Here is a 21,880-nt window from a genome sequence, read left to right as displayed (position 1 = left end):
GGAAGGAAGCATGCTGCTGGCGCTGGCGCAATGGCTGCAAGGAGACGCAAGCTTTTTGCGCTTGTTCACGTACCTGACGTTCCGTGCGGTGATGGCTACCATCACCGCGCTCGGCATCGGGCTCGTGTGCGGACCGTGGGTGATCCGCAAGCTGACGCAAATGAAGGTCGGGCAGGCCGTGCGCAAGGACGGCCCGCAGAGTCATCTCGTCAAGTCCGGCACGCCGACGATGGGCGGCGTGCTGATTCTGATCGGCATCGCGGTCGCGACGCTGCTGTGGGGCGACCTGACGAACCGTTTCATCTGGATCGTGATGCTCGTCACGTTCGGCTTCGGCGTGATCGGCTGGGTCGACGATTACCGCAAGGTGGTCCACAAGGACCCGCGCGGGATGTCGTCGCGCGAGAAGTATTTCTGGCAGTCGGTGATCGGCCTGTTCGCGGCCGTCTACCTGGCGTTCAGCGTGTCCGAGGCGAACAACGTGCGCGTGCTCGACCTGTTCATGGCGTGGGTGAGGAGCGGGCTGTCGATGGGGCTGCCCGCGCGGGCCGACCTGATGCTGCCGTTCCTGAAGTCGATCAGCTACCCGCTCGGCGTGTGGGGCTTCATCGTGCTGACCTATTTCGTGATCGTCGGCGCGAGCAACGCGGTGAACCTGACCGACGGCCTCGACGGCCTCGTGATCATGCCGGTCGTGCTGGTCGGCGCGTCGCTCGGCGTGTTCGCGTACGTGATGGGCAGCTCGGTCTATTCGAAGTACCTGCTGTTCCCGCATATTCCGGGCGCGGGCGAATTGCTGATCTTCTGCTCGGCGATGGGCGGGGCAGGGCTCGCGTTCCTCTGGTACAACACGCACCCCGCGCAGGTGTTCATGGGCGACGTCGGCGCGCTCGCGCTCGGCGGCGCGCTCGGCACCGTCGCGGTGATCGTGCGCCAGGAAATCGTGCTGTTCATCATGGGCGGCATCTTCGTCGCGGAAACGTTGTCGGTGATGCTGCAGGTGTCGTGGTTCAAGTACACGAAAAAACGTTACGGCGAAGGGCGCCGCCTGCTGAAGATGGCGCCGCTGCATCACCATTTCGAATTGTCCGGCTGGAAGGAAACGCAGGTGGTGGTGCGTTTCTGGATCATCACGCTGATGCTGTGCCTGTTCGGTCTGTCCACCCTCAAGCTGCGGTAAAGGAAAGGTAACAAGGATGTCTGGCGAGATGTTTGGAGATCGGCAAAGGCCGATGGTGCTCGTGCTGGGGCTTGGGGAATCGGGCCTCGCGATCGCGCGGTGGTGCGCGAGGCACGGGTGCCGGCTGCGGATTGCCGATACCCGCGAGGCGCCGCCGAACCTTGCCGCGCTGCAGGCCGAAGGCATCGACGCCGAATTCGTCGGCGGCCCGTTCACGCCTGCGCTGCTCGACGGCGGCATCGACATCGTCGGGCTGAGCCCCGGCCTGTCGCCGCTCGAGCCGGCGCTCGCCGCGCTGCTCGCGGCCGCGAGCGAACGCGCGATCGCGGTGTGGGGCGAACTGGAATTCTTCGCGCAGGCGCTGCGCGCGCTCGGCACGAGCGGCTACCAGCCGAAGGTGCTGGCGATCACCGGCACCAACGGCAAGACCACGACGACGAGCCTCACCGGCTTGCTGTGCCAGCGCGCGGGCAAGAAGGTCGCCGTCGCCGGCAACATCAGCCCGGCGATGCTCGACCGGCTCGCGAGCGCGATCGACGAGACGGCGCTGCCCGACGTCTGGGTGCTCGAACTGTCGAGCTTCCAGCTCGAGACCGCGCGTACGTTCGCGCCCGACGCCGCCGCGATTCTGAACATCACGCAGGACCATCTCGACTGGCACGGCAGCTTCGACGCCTATGCGGCGGCGAAGGGCCGCATCTTCGGCGCGACGACCACGCGCGTGCTGAACCGCGACGACGCGGCCGTGATGAAGTTCGCGCCGGCCGCGGGCGCCGCCGATGCGGCGCGCACGGTGACGTTCGGCCTCGGCGAGCCGACGCGGGACGGCGACTACGGGCTGTCGCGCGACAACGGCATCGCGTGGCTCGTCGAAGCGATCGACCGCGACGCGCCGGACGAAACGACGACGACCCGCCGGCGCAAGCGCGACGGCGCGCATACGCCCGATATCGCGCACAAGCGGCTGATGCCGGTCGACGCATTGCGCATCCGCGGGCTGCACAACGCGGCGAACGCGCTGGCCGCGTTCGCGCTCGCGCGTGCGATCGACCTGCCGGCCGCGCCGCTGCTGCATGCGCTGCGCGAATACCGCGGCGAAGCGCATCGCGTCGAGGTGATCGCGACGATCGACGACGTCGACTACGTCGACGACAGCAAGGGCACGAACGTCGGTGCGACGGTGGCCGCGCTCGACGGCCTCGCGCAGAAGATCGTGCTGATCGCCGGCGGCGACGGCAAGGGCCAGGACTTCGCGCCGCTCGTCGCGCCGGTCGCGCGCTGGTGCCGTGCGGTGATGCTGATCGGCCGCGACGCGCCGGCGCTGCGCGCGACGCTCGCCGACACCGGCGTGCCGCTCGCCGACCACGCGACGCTCGAAGGCGCGGTGCGTGCGGCCGCCGAGCTCGCCGAGCCGGGCGATGCGGTGCTGCTGTCGCCTGCCTGCGCGAGCCTCGACATGTTCCGCAACTACGCCCATCGCGCGGACGTGTTCCGCGCGGCGGTGGATGAAATCGCCATCGACAAAGGAGCGACGCCATGAGCTGGTCCGATCGCCTCGTCTCCCGCTTCAACGATCGGCGCGACACCGGCGGCAATGCCGCGGGCGGACGCGCCGCCTCGGCCACGCGCGCCGCGACGGGCGGCCTCGCGAGCGTCGTCAACGGCGTGCGGCCGAGCCGCTCGCGGATGCTCGACTTCGACTACTCGCTGCTGTGGGTCGCGATCGCGCTGCTCGGGCTCGGCGTCGTGATGGTCTATTCGGCATCGATCGCGATGCCCGACTCGCCGAAATACGCGTCGTATCACGATTACGCGTTCCTGATGCGCCATTGCGTGTCGCTCGTCGTCGCGTTCGTCGCGGCGGTGGTCGCGTTCCGCGTGCCCGTATCGACCTGGGACAAATACGCGCCGCATCTTTTCCTGATGGCGCTGGTGGGTCTCGTGATCGTGCTGATCCCGCACGTCGGCAAGGGCGTGAACGGCGCGCGCCGCTGGATTCCGCTCGGCATCACGAACATGCAGCCGTCGGAAATCATGAAGCTCGCGGTGACGATCTATGCGGCGAACTACACGGTGCGCAAGCAGGAGTACATGCAGAGCTTCGCGAAGGGCTTCTTGCCGATGGCGTTCGCGGTTGGCCTGGTCGGCGCGCTGCTGCTGCTCGAGCCGGACATGGGCGCGTTCATGGTGGTCGCGGCGATCGCGATGGGCGTGCTGTTCCTCGGCGGCGTGAACGGCAAGCTGTTCGGCGGGCTGGTCGCGACCGCGATCGGCACGTTCACGATGCTCGTGTGGCTGTCGCCGTGGCGTCGCGAGCGGATCTTCGCGTATCTCGATCCGTGGGACGAGCGCTACGCGCAGGGCAAGGCCTACCAACTCACGCACTCGCTGATCGCGTTCGGCCGCGGCGAGTGGTTCGGCGTCGGCCTCGGCGGCAGCGTCGAGAAGCTCAACTACCTGCCCGAAGCGCATACCGACTTCATCCTCGCGGTGATCGGCGAGGAGCTCGGCTTCGTCGGCGTGCTGGTGGTGATCCTGCTGTTCTACTGGATCGTGCGCCGCGCGTTCGAGATCGGCCGTCAGGCGCTTGCGCTCGACCGCACGTTCGCGGGCCTGATGGCCAAGGGCATCGGCATCTGGTTCGGCGCGCAGACCTTCATCAACATGGGCGTGAACCTCGGCCTGCTGCCGACCAAGGGCCTCACGCTGCCGCTCGTCAGCTACGGCGGCTCGGGCATTCTGCTGAACTGTGTCTCGCTGGCGGTGCTGCTGCGGGTCGATTATGAAAATCGCGTACTGATGCGGGGAGGGAAGGTATGACCTCCCTGCGTCAGTACGCGATTTCGGCGAAGGCTAACTTCGTGCGCGAAGCGCGCGAAGTTAAGCGTAGCGGCCGTAGCCAAAACGTTCGTTCATGCTTGCCAATGCGCGGAGGAAAGGTATGACCGCGTCGCGACGCACGCTGATGGTGATGGCAGGCGGCACCGGGGGCCACGTGTTCCCGGGGCTCGCGGTCGCGCACCGGATGGAAGCGGCGGGCTGGCGCGTCGTATGGCTCGGCAATCCGGCCGGGATGGAAGCGACGCTCGTGCCGAAGCACGGCATTCCGATGGAATACGTGCGCTTCGGCGGGCTGCGCGGCAAGGGGCTGAAGACCAAGCTGACGCTGCCGTTCAACCTGCTGCGCGCGTGCTGGCAAAGCCTCGGCGCGCTGCGCCGCGTGCGGCCGGACGTCGTGCTCGGGATGGGCGGCTACATCACCTTTCCGGCGGGCGTGATGACCGCGCTGTCGGGCCGGCCGCTCGTGCTGCACGAACAGAATTCGATCGCCGGCCTCGCGAACAAGGTGCTCGCCAAGTTCGCGAAGCGGGTGCTGGTCGCATTCCCCGACGCACTGCCGCACGCCGAATGGACCGGCAACCCGATCCGCGCGGAACTTGCGCGCACGGAAGCACCCAAAGCACGCTATGCATCGCGCAGCGGCCCGTTGCACGTGCTCGTGGTCGGCGGCAGTCTCGGTGCCGCCGCGCTGAACGAAGTCGTGCCGCGCGCGCTGGCGCTGCTCGCGCCGGGCGAGCGTCCGCGCATCGTCCATCAGGCGGGCGCGAAGCACATCGATGCGCTGAAGGCGAATTACGAAGCGGCCGGCTTTGCGGGCGGCGACGACGTGCGGCTCGTGCCGTTCATCGACGACATGGCGAGCGCGTACGCGGCGGCCGATCTCGTGATCTGCCGCTCCGGCGCGATGACGGTGTCGGAGATCGCGGCGGTGGGCGTGGCCGCGCTGTTCGTGCCGTTCCCGTACGCGGTCGACGATCACCAGACGACCAACGCCGCGTTTCTCGCCGATGCGGGCGCGGCGGTGCTGGTGCAACAGCGCGACCTCTCGGCGCAACTGCTCGCCGACTGGCTGCGTGGCCAGTCGCGGGCGTCGCTCGCGGCGATGGCCGAGCGTTCGCGCTCGCTGGCAAAGCCCGAGGCCACCGATGAAGTCGCGCGCGTCTGCGCGAAGGTGGCCGGCGCGAACCTGGAACAATTGCAATGAAACACATCGTCAAACATATTCATTTCGTCGGGATCGGCGGCGCGGGCATGAGCGGCATCGCCGAAGTGCTCGTCAATCTCGGCTACGAGGTGAGCGGCTCGGACCTGTCGCGCAATGCGGTGACCGATCGCCTCGCGGCGCTCGGCGCGCGCATCGCGATCGGGCACGACGCGGCGAACATCGAAGGTGCGAACGCGGTCGTCGTGTCGACGGCCGTGCGCTCGGACAACCCCGAAGTGCTGGCCGCGCGCCACCAGCGCGTGCCGATCGTGCAGCGTGCGGTGATGCTCGCGGAGCTGATGCGCCTGAAGCAGGGCATCGCGATCGCCGGCACGCACGGCAAGACCACCACGACGAGCCTCGTCGCGAGCGTGCTCGCGGCCGGCGGCCTCGATCCGACCTTCGTGATCGGCGGGCGGCTGATCAGCGCCGGCGCGAACGCGCGGCTCGGCACCGGCGACTTCATCGTCGCGGAGGCCGACGAGTCGGACGCGTCGTTCCTGAACCTGTATCCGGTGATCGAAGTCATCACGAACATCGACGCCGATCATATGGACACCTACGGCCACGATTTCGCGCGGCTCAAGCAGGCGTTCATCGAATTCACGCAGCGCCTGCCGTTCTACGGCAGCGCCGTCGTGTGCGTCGACGATCCGAACGTGCGCCAGATCATCCCGTTCATCTCGAAGCCGGTCGTGCGCTACGGGCTGTCGGCCGACGCGCAGGTGCGCGCGGAGAACATCGACGCGCGCGACGGCCGCATGCACTTCACGGTGATCCGCGAAGGCCGCTCGCCGCTCGCGGTGGTGCTGAATCTGCCGGGCCTGCACAACGTGCAGAACGCGCTCGCGGCGATCGCGATCGCGACCGATCTCGGCGTGTCGGACGACGCGATCCAGCTCGCGCTGGCGGAATTCAACGGCGTCGGCCGGCGCTTCCAGCGCTACGGCGAGGTGCCGAGCGCGGACGGCGGCCAGTACACGCTGATCGACGACTACGGCCACCACCCGGTCGAGATGGCGGCGACGATCGCGGCCGCGCGCGGCGCGTTCCCGGGCCGCCGCCTCGTGCTGGCGTTCCAGCCGCACCGCTACACGCGCACGCGCGACTGCTTCGACGATTTCGTCAACGTGCTGTCGACGGTCGATGCGCTGGTGCTGACGGAAGTCTATGCGGCGGGCGAGGCGGCGATCGCGACGGCCAACGGCGACGCGCTGTCGCGTGCGCTGCGCACGGTAGGGAAGGTGGACCCGGTGTTCGTCGCGACGGTCGACGACGTGCCGGACGCACTGGCCAAGGTCGCGCGCAACGGCGACGTGGTGATCACGATGGGCGCGGGTTCGATCGGCGGCGTGCCGGCGAAGATCGTGCAGAACACGCAACAGAAGGGATGACATGAGCGGGATCGATCCGAAACGTTTCGGCAAGGTGGCGGTGTTGTTCGGCGGCGAGTCGGCCGAACGCGAGGTGTCGCTCACCTCGGGCCGCCTCGTGCTGCAGGGCCTGCGCGACGCAGGCATCGACGCGCATCTGTTCGACCCGGCCGAGCGGCCGCTGTCGGCGCTGAAGGACGAAGGCTTCGTGCGCGCGTTCAACGCGCTGCACGGCGGCTACGGCGAGAACGGCCAGATCCAGGGCGCGCTCGATTTCTACGGGATCCGCTACACGGGCAGCGGCGTGCTCGGCTCGGCGCTCGGTCTCGACAAGTTCCGCACCAAGCTCGTGTGGCAGCAGACGGGCGTGCCGACGCCGCCGTTCGAAACGGTGCTGCGCGGCGACGACTACGCGGCGCGCGCGACCGAGATCGTCGCGAAGCTGGGCCTGCCGCTGTTCGTGAAGCCGGCGAGCGAAGGCTCGAGCGTCGCCGTGCTGAAGGTGAAGACGGCCGACGCGTTGCCCGCCGCACTGTCGGAAGCCGCGACGCACGACAAGATCGTGATCGTGGAGAAGAGCATCGAGGGCGGCGGCGAGTACACCGCGTGCATCGCCGGCGATCTCGACCTGCCGCTGATCAAGATCGTGCCGGCCGGCGAGTTCTACGACTATCACGCGAAGTACGTCGCCGACGATACGCAGTACCTGATCCCGTGCGGTTTGCCGGCGGCGCAGGAAGCGGAGCTGAAGCGCATCGCGCGGCGCGCGTTCGACGTGCTCGGCTGCACCGACTGGGGCCGCGCGGACTTCATGCTGGACGCGGCCGGCAACGCGTACTTCCTCGAAGTGAACACGGCGCCCGGGATGACCGATCATTCGCTGCCGCCGAAGGCCGCACGCTCGATCGGCATCAGCTATTCGGAGCTGGTCGTGAAGGTGCTGTCGCTTACGCTCAACGATTGACGCAGGAACGGAACGACGTATGTGGAACAACGTTCGCCAACTCAACCTTGCCGCCAGCGCGCTGTACGCGCTGCTGCTGCTCGTGTTGGCGGCGGCCGGCTGCTACTGGCTGATCCAGCGTCCGACGTTCGCGCTGCGCGAGATCCGGATCGACGGCGACACCGAACACATCAACTCGCCGACGGTGCGCGCGGGGGTGGTCGGCCGGCTGAAGGGCAACTTCTTCACGGTCGATCTCGACACGGCGCGCGCCGCGTTCGAGCAGATGCCGTGGGTGCGCCACGCGAGCGTGCGCCGCGTGTGGCCGAATGCGCTGGCTGTCACGCTCGAGGAGTACAAACCGCTCGGAACGTGGGGCAGCGCGCAGCTCGTCAGCGTCGACGGCGAGCTGTTCACCGCGAACCAGGGCGAGCTGGATCAGGAGCTGCCCGCGTTCGACGGTCCGGAGGGCAGTGCAAGGGAAGTCGTCGCGCGCTATCGCGACTTCATGAACTGGTTTGCGCCGCTGAAGGCGGCGCCTGAAGAAGTGACGCTGTCGGCGCGTTACGCGTGGACGGTGAAGCTGTCGAACGGCATGCAGGTCGAGCTGGGCAAGGAGCGCACCAGCGAAACCCTGCACGACCGCAGCCAGCGCCTCGTCGCCGCGTGGCCGGCCGTCACGCAGCGCTGGGGCAACGACATCGAGTACGCGGACCTGCGTTATCCGAACGGGTTCGCGATACGTGCGGCAGGCATGCGGTTCCTGACCGATACCGACAAGCGCAAGCAGTAACGAGAGATCACACGCAAGAGCACTTTATGAGCAAAGACTACAAGGATCTGCTGGTTTCCCTCGACATCGGCACGTCGAAGGTGGTGGCCATCGTCGCCGAGCTGAAGGGCGAGGGCCATTACGAGGTGATCGGCCTCGGCCAGAGCGAATCGAAAGGTCTGAAGAAGGGCGTGGTGGTCAACATCGAGGCCACCGTGCAGTCGATCCAGCGCGCGCTCGAGGAAGCCGAGCTGATGGCCGACTGCAAGATCACCAACGTGTTCACGGGGATCGCGGGCAGCCACATCCGCAGCTTCAACTCGAGCGGGATGGTCGCGATCAAGGACAAGGAAGTCACGCAGACGGACGTCGCGCGCGTGATCGAGACCGCGAAGGCGATCAACATCCCGACCGACCAGCAGGTGCTGCACATCCTCACGCAGGAATTCATCATCGACGGCCAGGAAGACGTGCGCGAGCCGATCGGGATGAGCGGCATCCGCCTCGAAGTGAAGGTGCACATCGTGACGGGCGCGGTCAGCGCCGCGCAGAACATCGTCAAGTGCGTGCGCCGCTGCGGGCTCGAAGTGAACGACCTGATCCTGCAGCCGCTCGCGTCGTCGCTCGCCGTGCTCACCGAGGACGAGAAGGATCTCGGCGTGGTGCTGGTCGACATCGGCGGCGGCACGACCGACATCGCGATCTTCGCGGAAGGTGCGATCCGCCATACCGCGGTGATTCCGATCGCCGGCGACCAGATCACGAGCGACATCGCGATGGCGCTGCGCACGCCGACGCCGGACGCGGAAGACATCAAGGTCGGCTACGGGATCGCGAAGCAGGCGCTCGCCGATCCGGACGAGATGGTCGAAGTGCCGGGCCTCGGCGAACGCGGGCCGCGCACGCTGTCGCGCCAGGCGCTCGCGGCGGTGATCGAGCCGCGCGTCGAAGAACTGTTCTCGCTCGTGCAGCAGGTCGTGCGCGAGTCGGGCTACGAAGAACTGCTGAGCTCCGGCGTGGTCATTACCGGCGGCGCGTCGATGATGCCCGGCATGGTCGAGCTCGGCGAAGACATTTTCCTGAAACCGGTGCGCATCGGCGCGCCGGAATACGCAGGCGGCCTCGCCGACGTGGTGCGCAACCCGCGCTACTCGACGGCGATGGGCCTGCTGGTCGAAGGCAGTGCGCAGCGCATGCGCGGCCGCAAGGTCGCCGTGCAGTCCGGCAACGCGGGGCAGATCTTCTCGCGGATGAAGGAGTGGTTCCTGAGCAACTTCTGACCAACCGAATCGAAATTCGCGCCGGTGCCGGCGGCCGGCGCGCGACAGGGGGTTGCCCGATCTCCTGCCGAATAACGGCCGCGTAGTCTTATTTTCTTGACGGAGGCAACAATGGAATTCGAAATGCTGGAAACCGAAACCAACGGCACCATCATCAAGGTGGTCGGCGTTGGCGGCGCTGGCGGCAATGCCGTTCAGCACATGATCAACCGGGGCGTGCAGGGCGTCGACTTCATCGTGATGAACACCGACGCACAGGCGCTGTCGCGTGCACGCGCACCGTCCGTGATCCAGCTCGGCAACACCGGCCTCGGCGCCGGCGCGAAGCCGGAGATGGGCAAGGCGGCGGCCGAAGAGGCGCGCGAGCGCATCGCCGACGCACTGCGCGGCGCGCACATGGTGTTCATCACGGCCGGCATGGGCGGTGGCACGGGCACGGGCGCGGCGCCGGTCGTCGCGCAGATCGCGAAGGAGATGGGCATCCTGACGGTCGGCGTCGTCAGCAAGCCGTTCGAATTCGAAGGCGGCAAGCGCATGCGCGTCGCAGAAGCAGGCTCGCAGCAACTGGAGGATCACGTCGACTCGCTGATCGTCGTCCTGAACGACAAGCTGTTCGACGTGATGGGCGATGACGCCGAGATGGACAAGTGCTTCCAGTGCGCGGACGACGTGTTGAACAACGCGGTCGCAGGCATCGCCGAAATCATCAACGTCGACGGCCTCGTGAACGTCGACTTCGAAGACGTGAAGACGGTGATGGGCGAGCAGGGCAAGGCGATGATGGGCACGGCGACGGTCGCCGGCGTCGATCGCGCGCGCCTCGCGGCGGAACAGGCCGTGGCGAGCCCGCTGCTCGAAGGCGTCGATCTGTCGGGCGCGCGCGGCGTGCTGGTCAACATCACGTCGAGCCGCTCGCTGCGCCTGTCGGAAACGCGCGAAGTGATGAACACGATCAAGAGCTACGCGGCGGAAGACGCGACGGTGATCTTCGGTGCGGTGTACGACGACGCGATGGGCGATGCGCTGCGCGTGACGGTCGTCGCAACGGGCCTCGGCCGTGCGGCGAAGAAGCAGCAATCGGCGCCGATGACGCTGCTGCGCACCGGCACCGATAACCAGCCGGTCAGCGCGGTGTCGCACGGCTATGCGCAGCCGCAGCACGTCAGCACGGCCGACTACGGCGCGCTCGATACGCCGGCGGTGTGGCGCAATTCGCGCGAAACCGCGGCATCGCACGTGCAGGCGCTGCAGGAAAAGGGTGTCGACACCTACGACATCCCGGCTTTCCTGCGCAAGCAGGCCGACTGACGGCACACTGAGGCGAAGCCGCGGCGAGCTGCCGCGGTAACGCCGGCGTGACGGATGCCACGGACCACGACAGGCCGCGTCGAAGCGACGCCGGGCCGGGAGACGTGCCCTCTTCGCGTGAGCGAAGCGGGATGGGCCGCGCTGTCCGCAACACGCCGCAAAACCGTATCGCTATGAGGGACCAGCCATGATTCAAGTGGGCGAAGCGCTGCCCGACGCGCAATTGTTCGAATACGTCGACGACGCGCGCGAAGGCTGCACGCTGGGGCCGAACGCCGTCAGCGTGCGCGAGCAGGTGGCGGGAAAACGCGTGGTGATCTTCGGATTGCCGGGTGCTTTCACGCCGACCTGTTCGGCGCAGCATGTGCCGGGCTACGCCGAGCATGCCGAGCAGTTGGGCGCGGCCGGCATCGACGAGCTCTGGTGCGTGTCCGTCAACGACGCATTCGTGATGGGCGCATGGGGACGTGATCTGCACACCGCGGGCAAGGTGCGCATGATCGCGGACGGCAGCGCTGCTTTCACTCATGCGCTGGGGCTGACGCAGGATTTGTCCGCGCGTGGCATGGGAATCCGTTCCCTGCGCTACGCGATGGTGGTCGACGACGGTGTGGTCAAGACGCTGGCCGTCGAAGCACCGGGCAAATTCGAAGTGAGCGATGCAGCGAGTGTGCTCGCGACACTAAGGCCCTGATCGGGCGTGCACCGTTGCCGTGAGGCAACGCCGAGCAGCACCGCCAGGCCAGTTGTAACACGGGCCGATGACCGGAAACGCCTCCGTTCCGGGCATCGGCCCGTCCCGTATTCGCGCGGGTAAACAGTCGAAACAGATTGATACGCAGTTTCAACCAGCGTCGAATAGGGAATTACGCTATAATCTCACCTATCGAATATAACTCCTGATTGATATTCTCAATCAAGCAGAAGAACACCATGCTGAAGCAGCGCACCATCAAATCGATCGTGAAGACCGTGGGTATCGGTCTGCACTCGGGCCGCAAGGTCGAACTGACGCTCCGCCCGGCCGCGCCGGGCACGGGGATCGTGTTCTCGCGCGTCGATTTGCCGACGCCCGTCGACATCCCGGCCTCCGCGATGTCGATCGGCGATACGCGGCTCGCGTCGGTGCTGCAGAAGGACGGTGCGCGCGTGTCGACCGTCGAGCACCTGATGTCCGCGTGTGCGGGCCTGGGCATCGACAATCTCTATGTCGACGTGACGGCCGAGGAAATTCCGATCATGGACGGCAGCGCCGCGTCCTTCGTGTTCCTGATCCAGTCGGCGGGCATCGAGGAGCAGAACGCGCCGAAGCGCTTCATCAAGGTGACGAAGCCGGTCGAAATCCGCGATGGTGACAAGTTCGCGCGCCTCGACCCGTTTTTCGGCTTCAAGCTGAAGTTCACGATCGACTTCCGTCACCCGGCCGTGGACAAGACCGGCCAGGAACTCGAGGTCGATTTCGCGAATACGTCGTACGTGCGCGAGATCGCGCGTGCGCGCACGTTCGGTTTCGCGCACGAGGTCGAGATGATGCGCGAGCTGGGCCTCGCACGCGGCGGCAGCATGGACAACGCGATCGTGCTCGACGAATACCGGATCCTCAACAACGACGGCTTGCGCTACGACGACGAGTTCGTGAAGCACAAGATGCTCGACGCGATCGGCGACCTGTACGTGGTCGGCCATCCGCTGCTGGCATCGTACACGGCTTACAAGTCGGGCCACGGGCTGAACAACGCGCTGCTGCGCGAACTGCTCGCGCACGAAGACGCCTACGAGATCGTCACGTTCGACGATCCGCAATCCGCACCGAAGGGGTTCGCGTTCGATACGCAGACGGCCTTCGCGTGATCGGCGGCAGGCACGCGCGATAAAAAAGCGACCTTCGGGTCGCTTTTTTATCGCGCGTGCCGCGGCGGCGCGCTTCAACGCGGCGATTTCGGGCCGTGGCGCGCGGCCATCCGCGCGAGCGCCGCCTGCAGCGGCGACGGTTCGAGATGGTCGGCGAGCTCGCGCAGCGCCGCCACGCCGACCGACGTCATCCGCGCCTGCTTCACGTGCGGCGGTTCCGGCGCATCCTTCGGCCGCACGCGCACCCGCAGCGCGTCCACCGGCCAGCCGCGCTTTTGCAGATCGGCGAGCAGCCGGCGCTCGACCTGACGCAGCCGCGCGGCGAGCGCATTGTGCGCGGCAAAAAGGGTCAGCGTACCGTCCTTGATCGAGCCCGGTTCGACATGACTGGCGAGATAGTCGGGCAGCAGCGCGGTGAGGTCGCGCTGCAGCGACGCGACCTGTTCGACGCCGGCACGCAGCGCCGCGAACGCGTCGGTGCGGTTGAGCACTTCGGACACGGGCTGCGGGCGATACGTGGAGAGCGGGCCGAAACGCTTGGAAAATCGGTTCATCGAGGCATTCTTCGGGCGCGCACGCGCGCGGAGGTTGACGCCGATTGTACCCGCGCCGGCGCATGCACGGGCGGCTTTCGGCCGCGCGCGGCGGCTCGCCGGAACCGTTGCCGCGCGCGGCGCGCGTGCCGCGCCGACACCGGCGCGTGCTTTCCCGCGTGCTAAAATTCCTCGTTTGATTCCACTAATTCGCTAAGCCGCCGAGGCTCGGGCGTCGAGGGCGCGCAACGCGTGCCGGGCGCCGGTGCTGCGACGCAGGATCCGATCCGATGACAACCGGTTTTCTCCAGAAAATTTTTGGCAGCCGCAACCAACGGCTCGTCAAGCAATACCAAAAGACCGTCGCGGCGATCAATGCGCTCGAACCGCAGATCGAAAAGCTGACGGACGACCAGTTGCGCGGCAAGACGGACGAGTTCCGTCAGCGGATCGCGGCCGGCGAGTCGCTCGACAAGCTGCTGCCCGAGGCGTTCGCGGTGTGCCGCGAGGCGAGCCGCCGCGTGCTCAAGATGCGCCACTTCGACGTGCAGCTGATCGGCGGCATGGTGCTCCACTACGGCAAGATCGCCGAAATGCGCACTGGCGAAGGCAAGACGCTCGTCGCGACGCTGCCGGTGTACCTGAACGCGCTGGCAGGCCGCGGCGTGCACGTGGTGACCGTCAACGATTACCTCGCGCAGCGCGACGCCGAATGGATGGCGCGCCTCTACAACTTCCTCGGTCTGTCGGTCGGCATCAACCTGTCCGGCATGGAGCACGACCAGAAGCAGCAGGCCTACGCGGCCGACATCACGTACGGCACGAACAACGAGTTCGGCTTCGACTACCTGCGCGACAACATGGTCTACGAGACCGATGCGCGCGTGCAGCGGGCGCTGAACTTTGCAGTCGTCGACGAAGTCGACTCGATCCTGATCGACGAGGCGCGTACCCCGCTGATCATCTCGGGCCAGGCGGAAGACCACACCGAACTGTACGTGCGGATGAACGCGCTGCCGCCGCTGCTCGAGCGCCAGATCGGCGAGGAGAAGGCCGACGGCACGGGCGTCGAGAGGCCGGGCGACTACACGCTCGACGAGAAGTCGCGCCAGGTGTTCCTGACCGAATCGGGCCACGAGAAGGCCGAGCGCCTGCTCGCGGAGTGGGGCCTGATCGGTGAAGGCGAGAGCCTGTACGCGCCGCAGAACATCACGCTGATGCACCACGTGTACGCGGCGCTGCGCGCCCACACGCTGTTCCACAAGGATCAGCATTACGTCGTGCAGAACGGCGAAGTGGTGATCGTCGACGAATTCACCGGCCGCCTGATGGCCGGCCGCCGCTGGTCCGACGGCCTGCACCAGGCGGTCGAGGCGAAGGAGCACGTGAAGATCCAGAGCGAGAACCAGACGCTCGCGTCGATCACGTTCCAGAACTACTTCCGGATGTACGCGAAGCTCGCGGGCATGACCGGCACCGCCGACACCGAAGCATACGAATTCAACGAGATCTACGGCCTCGAGACGGTCGTGATCCCGACCAACCGTCCGCCGAAGCGGATCGACAAGCAGGACCAGATCTACAAGACGGCCAAGGAGCGTTACGACGCGGTGATCCGCGACATTCGCGAATGCTACGAGCGCGGCCAGCCGGTGCTGGTCGGCACGACGTCGATCGAGAATTCGGAGTTGCTGTCGCACCTGCTGACGCAGGCCGGGCTGCCGCATGAAGTGCTGAACGCGAAGCAGCACGAGCGCGAAGCGGCGATCGTCGCCGAAGCCGGCCGTCCGAAGCGCATCACGATCGCGACCAACATGGCCGGCCGCGGCACCGACATCGTGCTCGGCGGCAACGCCGAGAAGCAGGCGGCGTTCCTCGAGGCCGACGATTCGATCCCGCCGGACGAAAAGGCGCGCCGCATCAAGCAGCTGCACGACGAGTGGGAAACGCTGCACGAGCAGGTGAAGGCCGCGGGCGGCCTGCACATCATCGGCACCGAGCGCCACGAATCGCGCCGGATCGACAACCAGCTGCGCGGCCGTGCGGGCCGCCAGGGCGATCCGGGCTCGTCGCGCTTCTACCTGTCGCTCGACGATCCGCTGCTGCGCATCTTCGCGGGCGACCGCGTGCGCTCGATCATGGATCGCCTGAAGATGCCGGAAGGCGAGGCGATCGAGGCCGGCATCGTCACGCGCTCGATCGAATCCGCGCAGCGCAAGGTCGAAGCGCGCAACTTCGACATCCGCAAGCAGCTGCTCGAATACGACGACGTGTCGAACGACCAGCGCAAGGTGATCTATCAGCAGCGCAACGAATTGCTCGAAGCGCACGACATCACCGAAACCATTTCGGCGATGCGTCATGGCGTGATCACCGAAGTCGTGCACCAGTTCGTGCCGGCAGGCAGCATCGAGGAACAGTGGGACGTGCCGGAGCTCGAGGAAGTGCTGCGCAACGACTGGCAGCTCGATCTCGCGATCCAGGAAATGGTGAACGAGTCGTCGTCGATCACGGCCGAGGAGATTCTCGAGGCCGTGACGAGCGCCGCGGACGAGCAGTACGAAGCGAAGGTCGCGATGGTCGGCCGCGAGTCGTTCAGCGCGTTCGAGCGTTCGGTCATGCTGCAGACGGTCGACCGCCTGTGGCGCGAGCATCTGGCCGCGCTCGATCACCTGCGCCAGGGCATCCATCTGCGCGGCTATGCGCAGAAGAACCCGAAGCAGGAATACAAGCGCGAAGCGTTCGAGCTGTTCGCCGCGATGCTCGACGCGATCAAGCAGGAAGTCACGCGCATCGTGATGAACGTGCAGATCCAGTCGCCGGAGCAGCTCGAGGAAGCCGCCGAGCAGATCGAGGAGCAGGGCGGCCATCTCGAGAACGTCGAGTTCCAGCACGCCGACTACGCCGAATCGGGCGCGCCGGTGGCGAACGTCGCGGTTGCGGCGGCCGCCACGGCCGACATGGTCGGCAGCGCGATGACCCACGGCGGCGCCGGCGGCGAGATGCCGAAGGTCGGCCGCAACGACCCGTGCCCGTGCGGCAGCGGCAAGAAGTACAAGCAATGTCACGGGAAGCTGTCATGATCGGCGGCGGCGCGCATGCGCGTGCCGCATCGTTCGCAGCTTCGAGTCAGTGATGTGAGTTGCGGCGGCCCGTTCCCGCGGCCGCCGGTTCTTCCAATCGATGCCGGCGCGTGCCGGCATTTTCCATCCGGCAGGTGTGCCCCATGGCTGTCAATTTTCCGTCGATCGATCCCGCCCAATTGCATCCCGTCGCCGGCGTCACGCTCGGCTGGGCGGAAGCGAACATCCGCAAGCCGAATCGCAAGGACGTGCTGGTCATTTCCGTCGACGAAGGCGCGACGGTTGCCGGCGTATTCACCGAGAACCGCTTCTGCGCCGCGCCGGTGATCGTGTGCCGCGAGCATCTGGCGAAGGTTCGTGCGGGCGGCGCGGGCATCCGCGCGCTGGTCGTGAATACCGGCAATGCGAACGCGGGCACCGGCGAGCCGGGCCTCGCGAACACCCGCGAAACCTGCGCGGAGCTCGCGCGCCTCGCGGGCCTCGACGCCGCGCAGGTGCTGCCGTTCTCGACCGGCGTGATTCTTGAGCCGCTGCCGATCGACCGCCTGAAGGCAGGGCTGCCGGCCGCGCTCGCGAACCGCAACGCGGCGAACTGGTACGACGCCGCGCAGGCGATCATGACGACCGACACGCTGCCGAAGGCCGCGTCGCGTCAGGTGACGATCGACGGCCACACGGTCACGCTGACCGGCATCAGCAAGGGCGCCGGGATGATCAAGCCGAACATGGCGACGATGCTCGGCTTCCTCGCTTTCGACGCGAACGTCGCACAGCCGGTGCTCGACACGCTCGTGAAGGAAGTCGCCGACCGCTCGTTCAACTGCATCACGATCGACGGCGATACGTCGACGAATGACTCGTTCATCCTGATCGCGTCGGGCAAGAGCACGCTGCCCGCGATCACGTCGACCGATACGCCGGCCTATGCGGCGCTGCGGGACGCGGTCACGCAGGTCGCGCAGCAGCTGTCGCAGCTGATCGTGCGCGACGGCGAAGGTGCGACGAAATTCATGACCGTGCAGGTCGAGGGCGGCAAGAGCGTCTCCGAGTGCCGCCAGATCGCCTACGCGATCGGCCATTCGCCGCTGGTGAAGACGGCCTTCTATGCGTCCGACCCCAATCTGGGCCGGATCCTGGCTGCGATCGGCTATGCGGGCGTCGCCGATCTCGACGTCGGCAAGATCGACCTCTATCTCGACGACGTGCTGGTCGCCAAGGCCGGCGGCCGCAACCCGGCCTACCAGGAAGAAGACGGTCAGCGCGTGATGAAGCAGAGCGAAATCACGATCCGCGTGCTGCTTGGCCGCGGCGATGCGCAGGCGACGGTGTGGACGTGCGATTTGTCGCACGACTACGTGAGCATCAACGCGGACTACCGCTCCTGATCGCGGGCGCTCGAACGACATGGACAAGCTCGAACAGTTTCTGACGCGTGCGGAAGCGCTGCTCGGCCGCCTCGAGGGGCTGCTGCCGCCCGCGCCGGCGGACGTCGACTGGAATGCGGCCACCGCGTTCCGCTGGCGCAAGCGCCAGGGGCGCGGCTATCTGCAGCCGGTGCCGGCGGCGTCGACGATCACGCTCGACGATCTTCACAACATCGACCGGCAAAAAGGGCTGATCGAGCAAAATACGCGTCAGTTCGTGCAGCGCAAGCCGGCCAACAACGTGCTGCTGACCGGCGCGCGCGGCACCGGCAAGTCGTCGCTGATCAAGGCGTGCCTGAACGCGTACGCGAACGACGGGCTGCGCCTGATCGAAGTCGACAAGGACGATCTGCACGATCTCGGCGACATCGTCGAGCTGATCTCGCCGCGCCCGGAGCGCTTCATCGTGTTCTGCGACGACTTGTCGTTCGAGGACGGCGAATCGGGGTACAAGGCGCTGAAGGTCGCGCTCGACGGCTCGATCGCCGCGCAGTCGGACAACGTGCTGATCTACGCGACCTCCAACCGCCGCCATCTGCTGCCGGAGTACATGAGCGACAACGAGTCGTACAAGCACCTGCCGGACGGCGAGATCCACCCGGGCGAAGTGGTCGAGGAGAAGATCTCGCTTTCTGAGCGCTTCGGCCTGTGGGTCAGCTTCTACCCGTTCAAGCAGGACGACTACCTCGACATCGTCGCGCACTGGCTGCGCCATTTCGGTTGCGCGGACACCGAGATCGACACGGCGCGCGGCGACGCGCTCGTGTGGGCGCTCGAGCGCGGTTCGCGTTCGGGGCGCGTCGCGTGGCAGTTCGCGCGCGACTGGTCGGGCCGCAAGGAGCGAGCATGAGCACGGCGCATGCAACGGACGCCGGGCGCGCGCCCGACGGCCGCAAGGTGACGGAAGTCGCGGTCGGCGTGATGGTGCAGTCCGACGGGACGCCCGGCGGCTGCCGCTATCTGCTCGCGCAGCGGCTGCAGGGCAAGCCCTATGAAGGCTACTGGGAGTTCCCGGGCGGCAAGCTCGAGGCCGGCGAGAGCGTCGAGGGGGCGCTCGCGCGCGAGCTGCACGAGGAGCTCGGCATCGTCGTCACGGCGAGCGAGCGCTGGCACACGCTCGAGCACGATTATCCGCATGCGTACGTGCGGCTCTATTTCTGCAAGGTGACGGGCTGGACGGGCGAGCTGCACGGCAAGGAAGGGCAGGCGTTCGCGTGGCAGCCGCTGCCGGTCGACGTCGCGCCGCTGTTGCCCGCCGCGCTGCCGGTGCTCGAATTGCTTGAGAAGGAAGCGGCGTCGCAATGACGCCGTCGCGGCCCGCCGACTGAAAAGGCGGGCCATATCGGCCAGGGTTGGCCGGCCGTTCGGAGTCAGACGTCGCGGCGCGTGTCGCCGCCGTCTTCCTCGGACGACGGACCTTCGTCGGACGAACCGCCGATCCGATACTTTTCCGCAGCCCATGCGCCGAGGTCGAGCTGCTTGCAGCGGGCCGAACAGAACGGTCGGAACTTGTTTTCGTGTGTCCAGCGCACTTCGGCGCCGCACGACGGGCATTTCACAACGGTAACCATACGAAAGCGTAAAACCGGCACGCGGCCGTTACAGGTTGCAGAGTGTCAGATGGAACGGTACGTCGATGTCGACTGCGCGCGGACGCACATCGCCGTCCTGCATGGTGAATCGCACCCACAGCATGTATTTGTTGGCGCTCGCTTCGGGGATCACGTGCAGCTCCGGCGGCACGCGCACCTGCATCAGCTGATAGGTGCGCCCGGACAGCATTTGCTGATAGCTGCCCTGCATCGCCATCACCTTCGACGCCTGGCCCGATTCGCGCGCAAGCCGCAGCACGATCGCCGCGGCGTCGCGCAGCGGCAGCAGCGGCGCCACCCATTTCGCGATGTCCTGGCGCCGCTGTTCGGCCGGCCATTGTTGCCACGCGTAGTACGACGGCAGGTCGAACTTGCAGGTGCCGCCCGGAATGACCGCGCGGCTGCGGATGCTCGCGAGCCACTCGTTGTCGACCAGATGCTGCCCCGTCTTGCCCTGCATCTGCGCAAGATTGGCGAGCGTCTGCTCGATTTCGCCGAGCACGGCTTCGAGCGCATTCTGTTCGATGCCCGGATTGCCGCGGAACGGCGCGAGCGTCTGGCGCTGACGTTCGAGCTCCTTCATCAGATCCGATTTCAGGTCCGCGCGGCCGGTGACCTCGGCGATCTCGAACAGCGTCGTCAACGCGACGTGATGTTCGCGCGGGTCCTCCTGAGCCAAAAAGAACGCGAAGCGCTCGAACAGGTCCTCGAGGCGCAGCAGCGTGCGGATTCGCTCGTTGAACGGATACTCGTAAAGAATCAAGCGCGCTCGCCTCTCGGGTAGGGATAGAAACAATGCAGGACATTCTAATGCCCCCTCTCTACCCTAGCAACGCGCCAATTTCGTGCACCATCGCGCGCGAGCGCCGCGTTCAGTGTTTTGCAGCCGCGAATGCGAGGTAGCGTTGGTGCAATGCATCGACCTGTGCGGCCAGCGCGTCGGGCGTCGTCGCGTCGTTGACGATCACGTCGTCGGCAGCGGCCAGGCGCGCTTCGCGCGTCGCTTGTCGCGCGATGATCGCCTCGACCTGCTCGCGCGTGAAGCCATTGCGCTGCATCACGCGCGCGATCTGGGTGTCGACCGGGCAGTCGACGACGAGCACGCGATCGCAGCGCGCCTTCCAATTGCGCGACTCGACCAGCAGCGGCACGACGAAAATCACGTACGGGCCCTGCGCGTCGCGGGCCTCGCGTTCCGTCTCCGCGCGAATCAGCGGATGCGTGATCGCTTCGAGCCGCCTGCGCGCGTCTTCGTCGCTGAAGATGAGTGCGCGCATCCGTGCGCGGTCGAGCGAGCCGTCGGCCGCGACGAACGCGGGCCCGAACGTCTGCTCGATCGCCGGCATCGCGAGACCGGCCGGCGCGGTGATGCGGTGCGCGATCAGGTCGGTATCGACCAGCGATGCGCCGCGTGCGGCGAACAGGTCGGCGACGGTCGTCTTGCCGCTGCCGATCCCGCCGGTGAGTCCTATTGCATACATACGAGCCTCCGCCGCGCCGCCGCGATCGAGCGCGACGGCTGCGTGCGACGTAGCGAACGCGAACGAGGCGGACACGGGCGTCGCACCATGTCAGCCGCCGAGCGCCGAATAGAAAGGGGTACCGAAAAACAGCGTTGCGACGCCGCCGGCCGCGAGGAACGGACCGAACGGAATCGGCTCCTCGAAGCGCATGCGGCCGCGCCACGTCGCGACCAGCCCGACGATCGCGCCGGTCACCGCGGCGAACAGCACGACCTGCGGCAGCGCGGCCCAGCCCATCCATGCACCGAGCGCGGCGAGCAGCTTCAGATCGCCGAAGCCGATGCCTTCGATGCCGCGCAGCCATCTGAACAGCCAGTAGATCGACCACAGGAACAGGTATCCGGACATCGCGCCGATCACGGCCGACTGCAGCGACGTGAACATGCCCGCGAGGTTCAACGCGAGGCCTGCCCACAGCAGCGGCAGCGTCATCGAGTCGGGCAGGTAGCCGGTCCGGATGTCGATCGCGCTCATCGCGAGCAGCGCGGCGCATAGGCCGAACGCGGCGATTGCTGCGCCGGTCGGGCCGAATGCGGCGAGCGAACCGGCGGCGAGCAGGGCGCCGGCGAGTTCGACGAGCGGATAGCGGATACCGATGGCGTGACCGCACTGACGACAGCGCCCGCGCAACATCACGTAGCTGAGGAGCGGTACATTCTCCCATGCGCGCAATACGTGGCCGCAGTGCGGGCATGCGCTGCGCGGGCGCCACAGATCGTAGCGCTGCGGATAGCCGTCGTCGGGCGCCGCGTCTGCGTTGCCGGTCGCTTCGGCGATTTCGGCGCGCCACGCGCGCTGCATCATCACCGGAACCCGGTGCGCGACGACGTTGATGAAGCTGCCGACGCACAGACCGATCACGACGGCGAACGCATACTGCACCGCGGGCGGCAGCAGCGCCAGCGCGAGCAACGTGCCGGCGGGCGAATCGGGAACGGGGAACATGGGCGCGCGCGTCATCGGGTCAGGGTTC

20 protein-coding genes are annotated in these 21,880 nt (G+C 67.0%); 15 read left to right on the top strand and 5 right to left on the bottom strand.

Translation table 11 applies throughout. The annotated features are described in order from the left end of the window. The first annotated feature begins 10 nt into the window (after positions 1-10). The 11 genes from mraY (at position 11) to lpxC (ending at position 12,752) form a co-directional block, all read left to right on the top strand. Complete coding sequence (mraY, locus tag MBR110_RS14700; RefSeq protein WP_011883174.1) at positions 11-1,180, top strand: phospho-N-acetylmuramoyl-pentapeptide-transferase; 1,170 nt, start codon at positions 11-13, stop codon at positions 1,178-1,180. Positions 1,181-1,208: 28 nt separating this feature from the next. Continuing rightward, a complete protein-coding gene (gene murD / locus MBR110_RS14695; RefSeq protein ID WP_011883175.1) occupies positions 1,209-2,720 on the top strand; it encodes a UDP-N-acetylmuramoyl-L-alanine--D-glutamate ligase in 1,512 nt (503 codons plus the stop codon). Beyond that, positions 2,717-4,000, top strand: a complete 1,284-nt coding sequence (gene ftsW / locus MBR110_RS14690) for a putative lipid II flippase FtsW (RefSeq protein WP_011883176.1) — start codon at positions 2,717-2,719, stop codon at positions 3,998-4,000. Before murD ends, ftsW begins: the two co-directional genes overlap by 4 nt. A gap of 121 nt (positions 4,001-4,121) precedes the next feature. After that, positions 4,122-5,225, top strand: a complete 1,104-nt coding sequence (gene murG, locus MBR110_RS14685; protein WP_011883177.1) for an undecaprenyldiphospho-muramoylpentapeptide beta-N-acetylglucosaminyltransferase — start codon at positions 4,122-4,124, stop codon at positions 5,223-5,225. Beyond that, the gene (murC, locus tag MBR110_RS14680) at positions 5,222-6,619 is read left to right on the top strand and encodes a UDP-N-acetylmuramate--L-alanine ligase (protein WP_011883178.1); all 1,398 of its coding nucleotides are present in this window, start codon (positions 5,222-5,224) and stop codon (positions 6,617-6,619) included. The genes murG and murC overlap by 4 nt, the downstream gene beginning before the upstream one ends. Position 6,620: 1 nt before the next feature. Continuing rightward, positions 6,621-7,562, top strand: a complete 942-nt coding sequence (locus tag MBR110_RS14675; protein WP_011883179.1) for a D-alanine--D-alanine ligase — start codon at positions 6,621-6,623, stop codon at positions 7,560-7,562. A gap of 19 nt (positions 7,563-7,581) precedes the next feature. Then, on the top strand, positions 7,582-8,334 hold the full coding sequence (locus MBR110_RS14670) for a cell division protein FtsQ/DivIB (RefSeq protein WP_011883180.1): 753 nt from the start codon (positions 7,582-7,584) through the stop codon (positions 8,332-8,334). 26 nt (positions 8,335-8,360) lie between these two features. Then, positions 8,361-9,593, top strand: coding sequence for a cell division protein FtsA (gene ftsA / locus MBR110_RS14665; protein ID WP_006752447.1), 1,233 nt, complete (start codon positions 8,361-8,363; stop codon positions 9,591-9,593). Between the two features lie 111 nt (positions 9,594-9,704). Then, positions 9,705-10,901, top strand: coding sequence for a cell division protein FtsZ (gene ftsZ / locus MBR110_RS14660; RefSeq protein ID WP_011883181.1), 1,197 nt, complete (start codon positions 9,705-9,707; stop codon positions 10,899-10,901). 187 nt (positions 10,902-11,088) lie between these two features. Then, the gene (locus tag MBR110_RS14655) at positions 11,089-11,595 is read left to right on the top strand and encodes a peroxiredoxin (RefSeq protein ID WP_181709109.1); all 507 of its coding nucleotides are present in this window, start codon (positions 11,089-11,091) and stop codon (positions 11,593-11,595) included. Between the two features lie 239 nt (positions 11,596-11,834). Continuing rightward, positions 11,835-12,752, top strand: coding sequence for a UDP-3-O-acyl-N-acetylglucosamine deacetylase (lpxC, locus tag MBR110_RS14650; protein WP_011883183.1), 918 nt, complete (start codon positions 11,835-11,837; stop codon positions 12,750-12,752). A 74-nt stretch (positions 12,753-12,826) separates the two neighbouring features. On the opposite strand, the gene MBR110_RS14645 is transcribed toward lpxC, so the two are convergent. Next, positions 12,827-13,306, bottom strand: coding sequence for a DUF721 domain-containing protein (locus tag MBR110_RS14645; protein WP_059455068.1), 480 nt, complete (start codon positions 13,304-13,306; stop codon positions 12,827-12,829). Positions 13,307-13,575: 269 nt separating this feature from the next. On the opposite strand from MBR110_RS14645, the gene secA reads away from it, so the two are divergent. The 4 genes from secA to MBR110_RS14625 all read left to right on the top strand — a co-directional run bounded on the left by secA (position 13,576) and on the right by MBR110_RS14625 (position 19,097). Then, positions 13,576-16,368 (top strand): preprotein translocase subunit SecA, encoded by a 2,793-nt coding sequence (secA, locus tag MBR110_RS14640; RefSeq protein ID WP_059895415.1) that lies wholly within the window; start codon positions 13,576-13,578, stop codon positions 16,366-16,368. 143 nt (positions 16,369-16,511) lie between these two features. After that, a complete protein-coding gene (gene argJ, locus MBR110_RS14635; RefSeq protein ID WP_046422566.1) occupies positions 16,512-17,753 on the top strand; it encodes a bifunctional glutamate N-acetyltransferase/amino-acid acetyltransferase ArgJ in 1,242 nt (413 codons plus the stop codon). 19 nt (positions 17,754-17,772) lie between these two features. Further along, positions 17,773-18,642, top strand: coding sequence for an ATP-binding protein (locus MBR110_RS14630; RefSeq protein ID WP_059461840.1), 870 nt, complete (start codon positions 17,773-17,775; stop codon positions 18,640-18,642). Further along, a complete protein-coding gene (locus tag MBR110_RS14625; protein ID WP_181709108.1) occupies positions 18,639-19,097 on the top strand; it encodes an NUDIX domain-containing protein in 459 nt (152 codons plus the stop codon). Before MBR110_RS14630 ends, MBR110_RS14625 begins: the two co-directional genes overlap by 4 nt. A 65-nt stretch (positions 19,098-19,162) precedes the next feature. Here MBR110_RS14625 and MBR110_RS14620 read toward each other — a convergent pair whose 3' ends face one another. The 4 genes from MBR110_RS14620 to MBR110_RS14605 form a co-directional block, all read right to left on the bottom strand. Beyond that, entirely contained in the window at positions 19,163-19,363 is a 201-nt protein-coding gene (locus tag MBR110_RS14620) for a DNA gyrase inhibitor YacG (protein ID WP_011883189.1), read from the bottom strand. 28 nt (positions 19,364-19,391) lie between these two features. Continuing rightward, positions 19,392-20,147 (bottom strand): cell division protein ZapD, encoded by a 756-nt coding sequence (gene zapD, locus MBR110_RS14615; protein ID WP_011883190.1) that lies wholly within the window; start codon positions 20,145-20,147, stop codon positions 19,392-19,394. A 109-nt stretch (positions 20,148-20,256) separates the two neighbouring features. Then, entirely contained in the window at positions 20,257-20,865 is a 609-nt protein-coding gene (gene coaE / locus MBR110_RS14610; protein ID WP_034194193.1) for a dephospho-CoA kinase, read from the bottom strand. 90 nt (positions 20,866-20,955) lie between these two features. Next, positions 20,956-21,867: a prepilin peptidase gene (locus tag MBR110_RS14605; RefSeq protein ID WP_011883192.1), complete on the bottom strand. Its 912-nt coding sequence runs from the start codon at positions 21,865-21,867 to the stop codon at positions 20,956-20,958. Between the last annotated feature and the right edge of the window lie 13 nt (positions 21,868-21,880).

This window comes from Burkholderia sp. MBR-1 (assembly GCF_013822785.1).
Taxonomy (GTDB): domain Bacteria; phylum Pseudomonadota; class Gammaproteobacteria; order Burkholderiales; family Burkholderiaceae; genus Burkholderia; species Burkholderia vietnamiensis.
The sequence above is the reverse complement of the archived record's forward strand: the minus strand, read 5'-3'. Positions and strand labels throughout refer to the sequence as shown.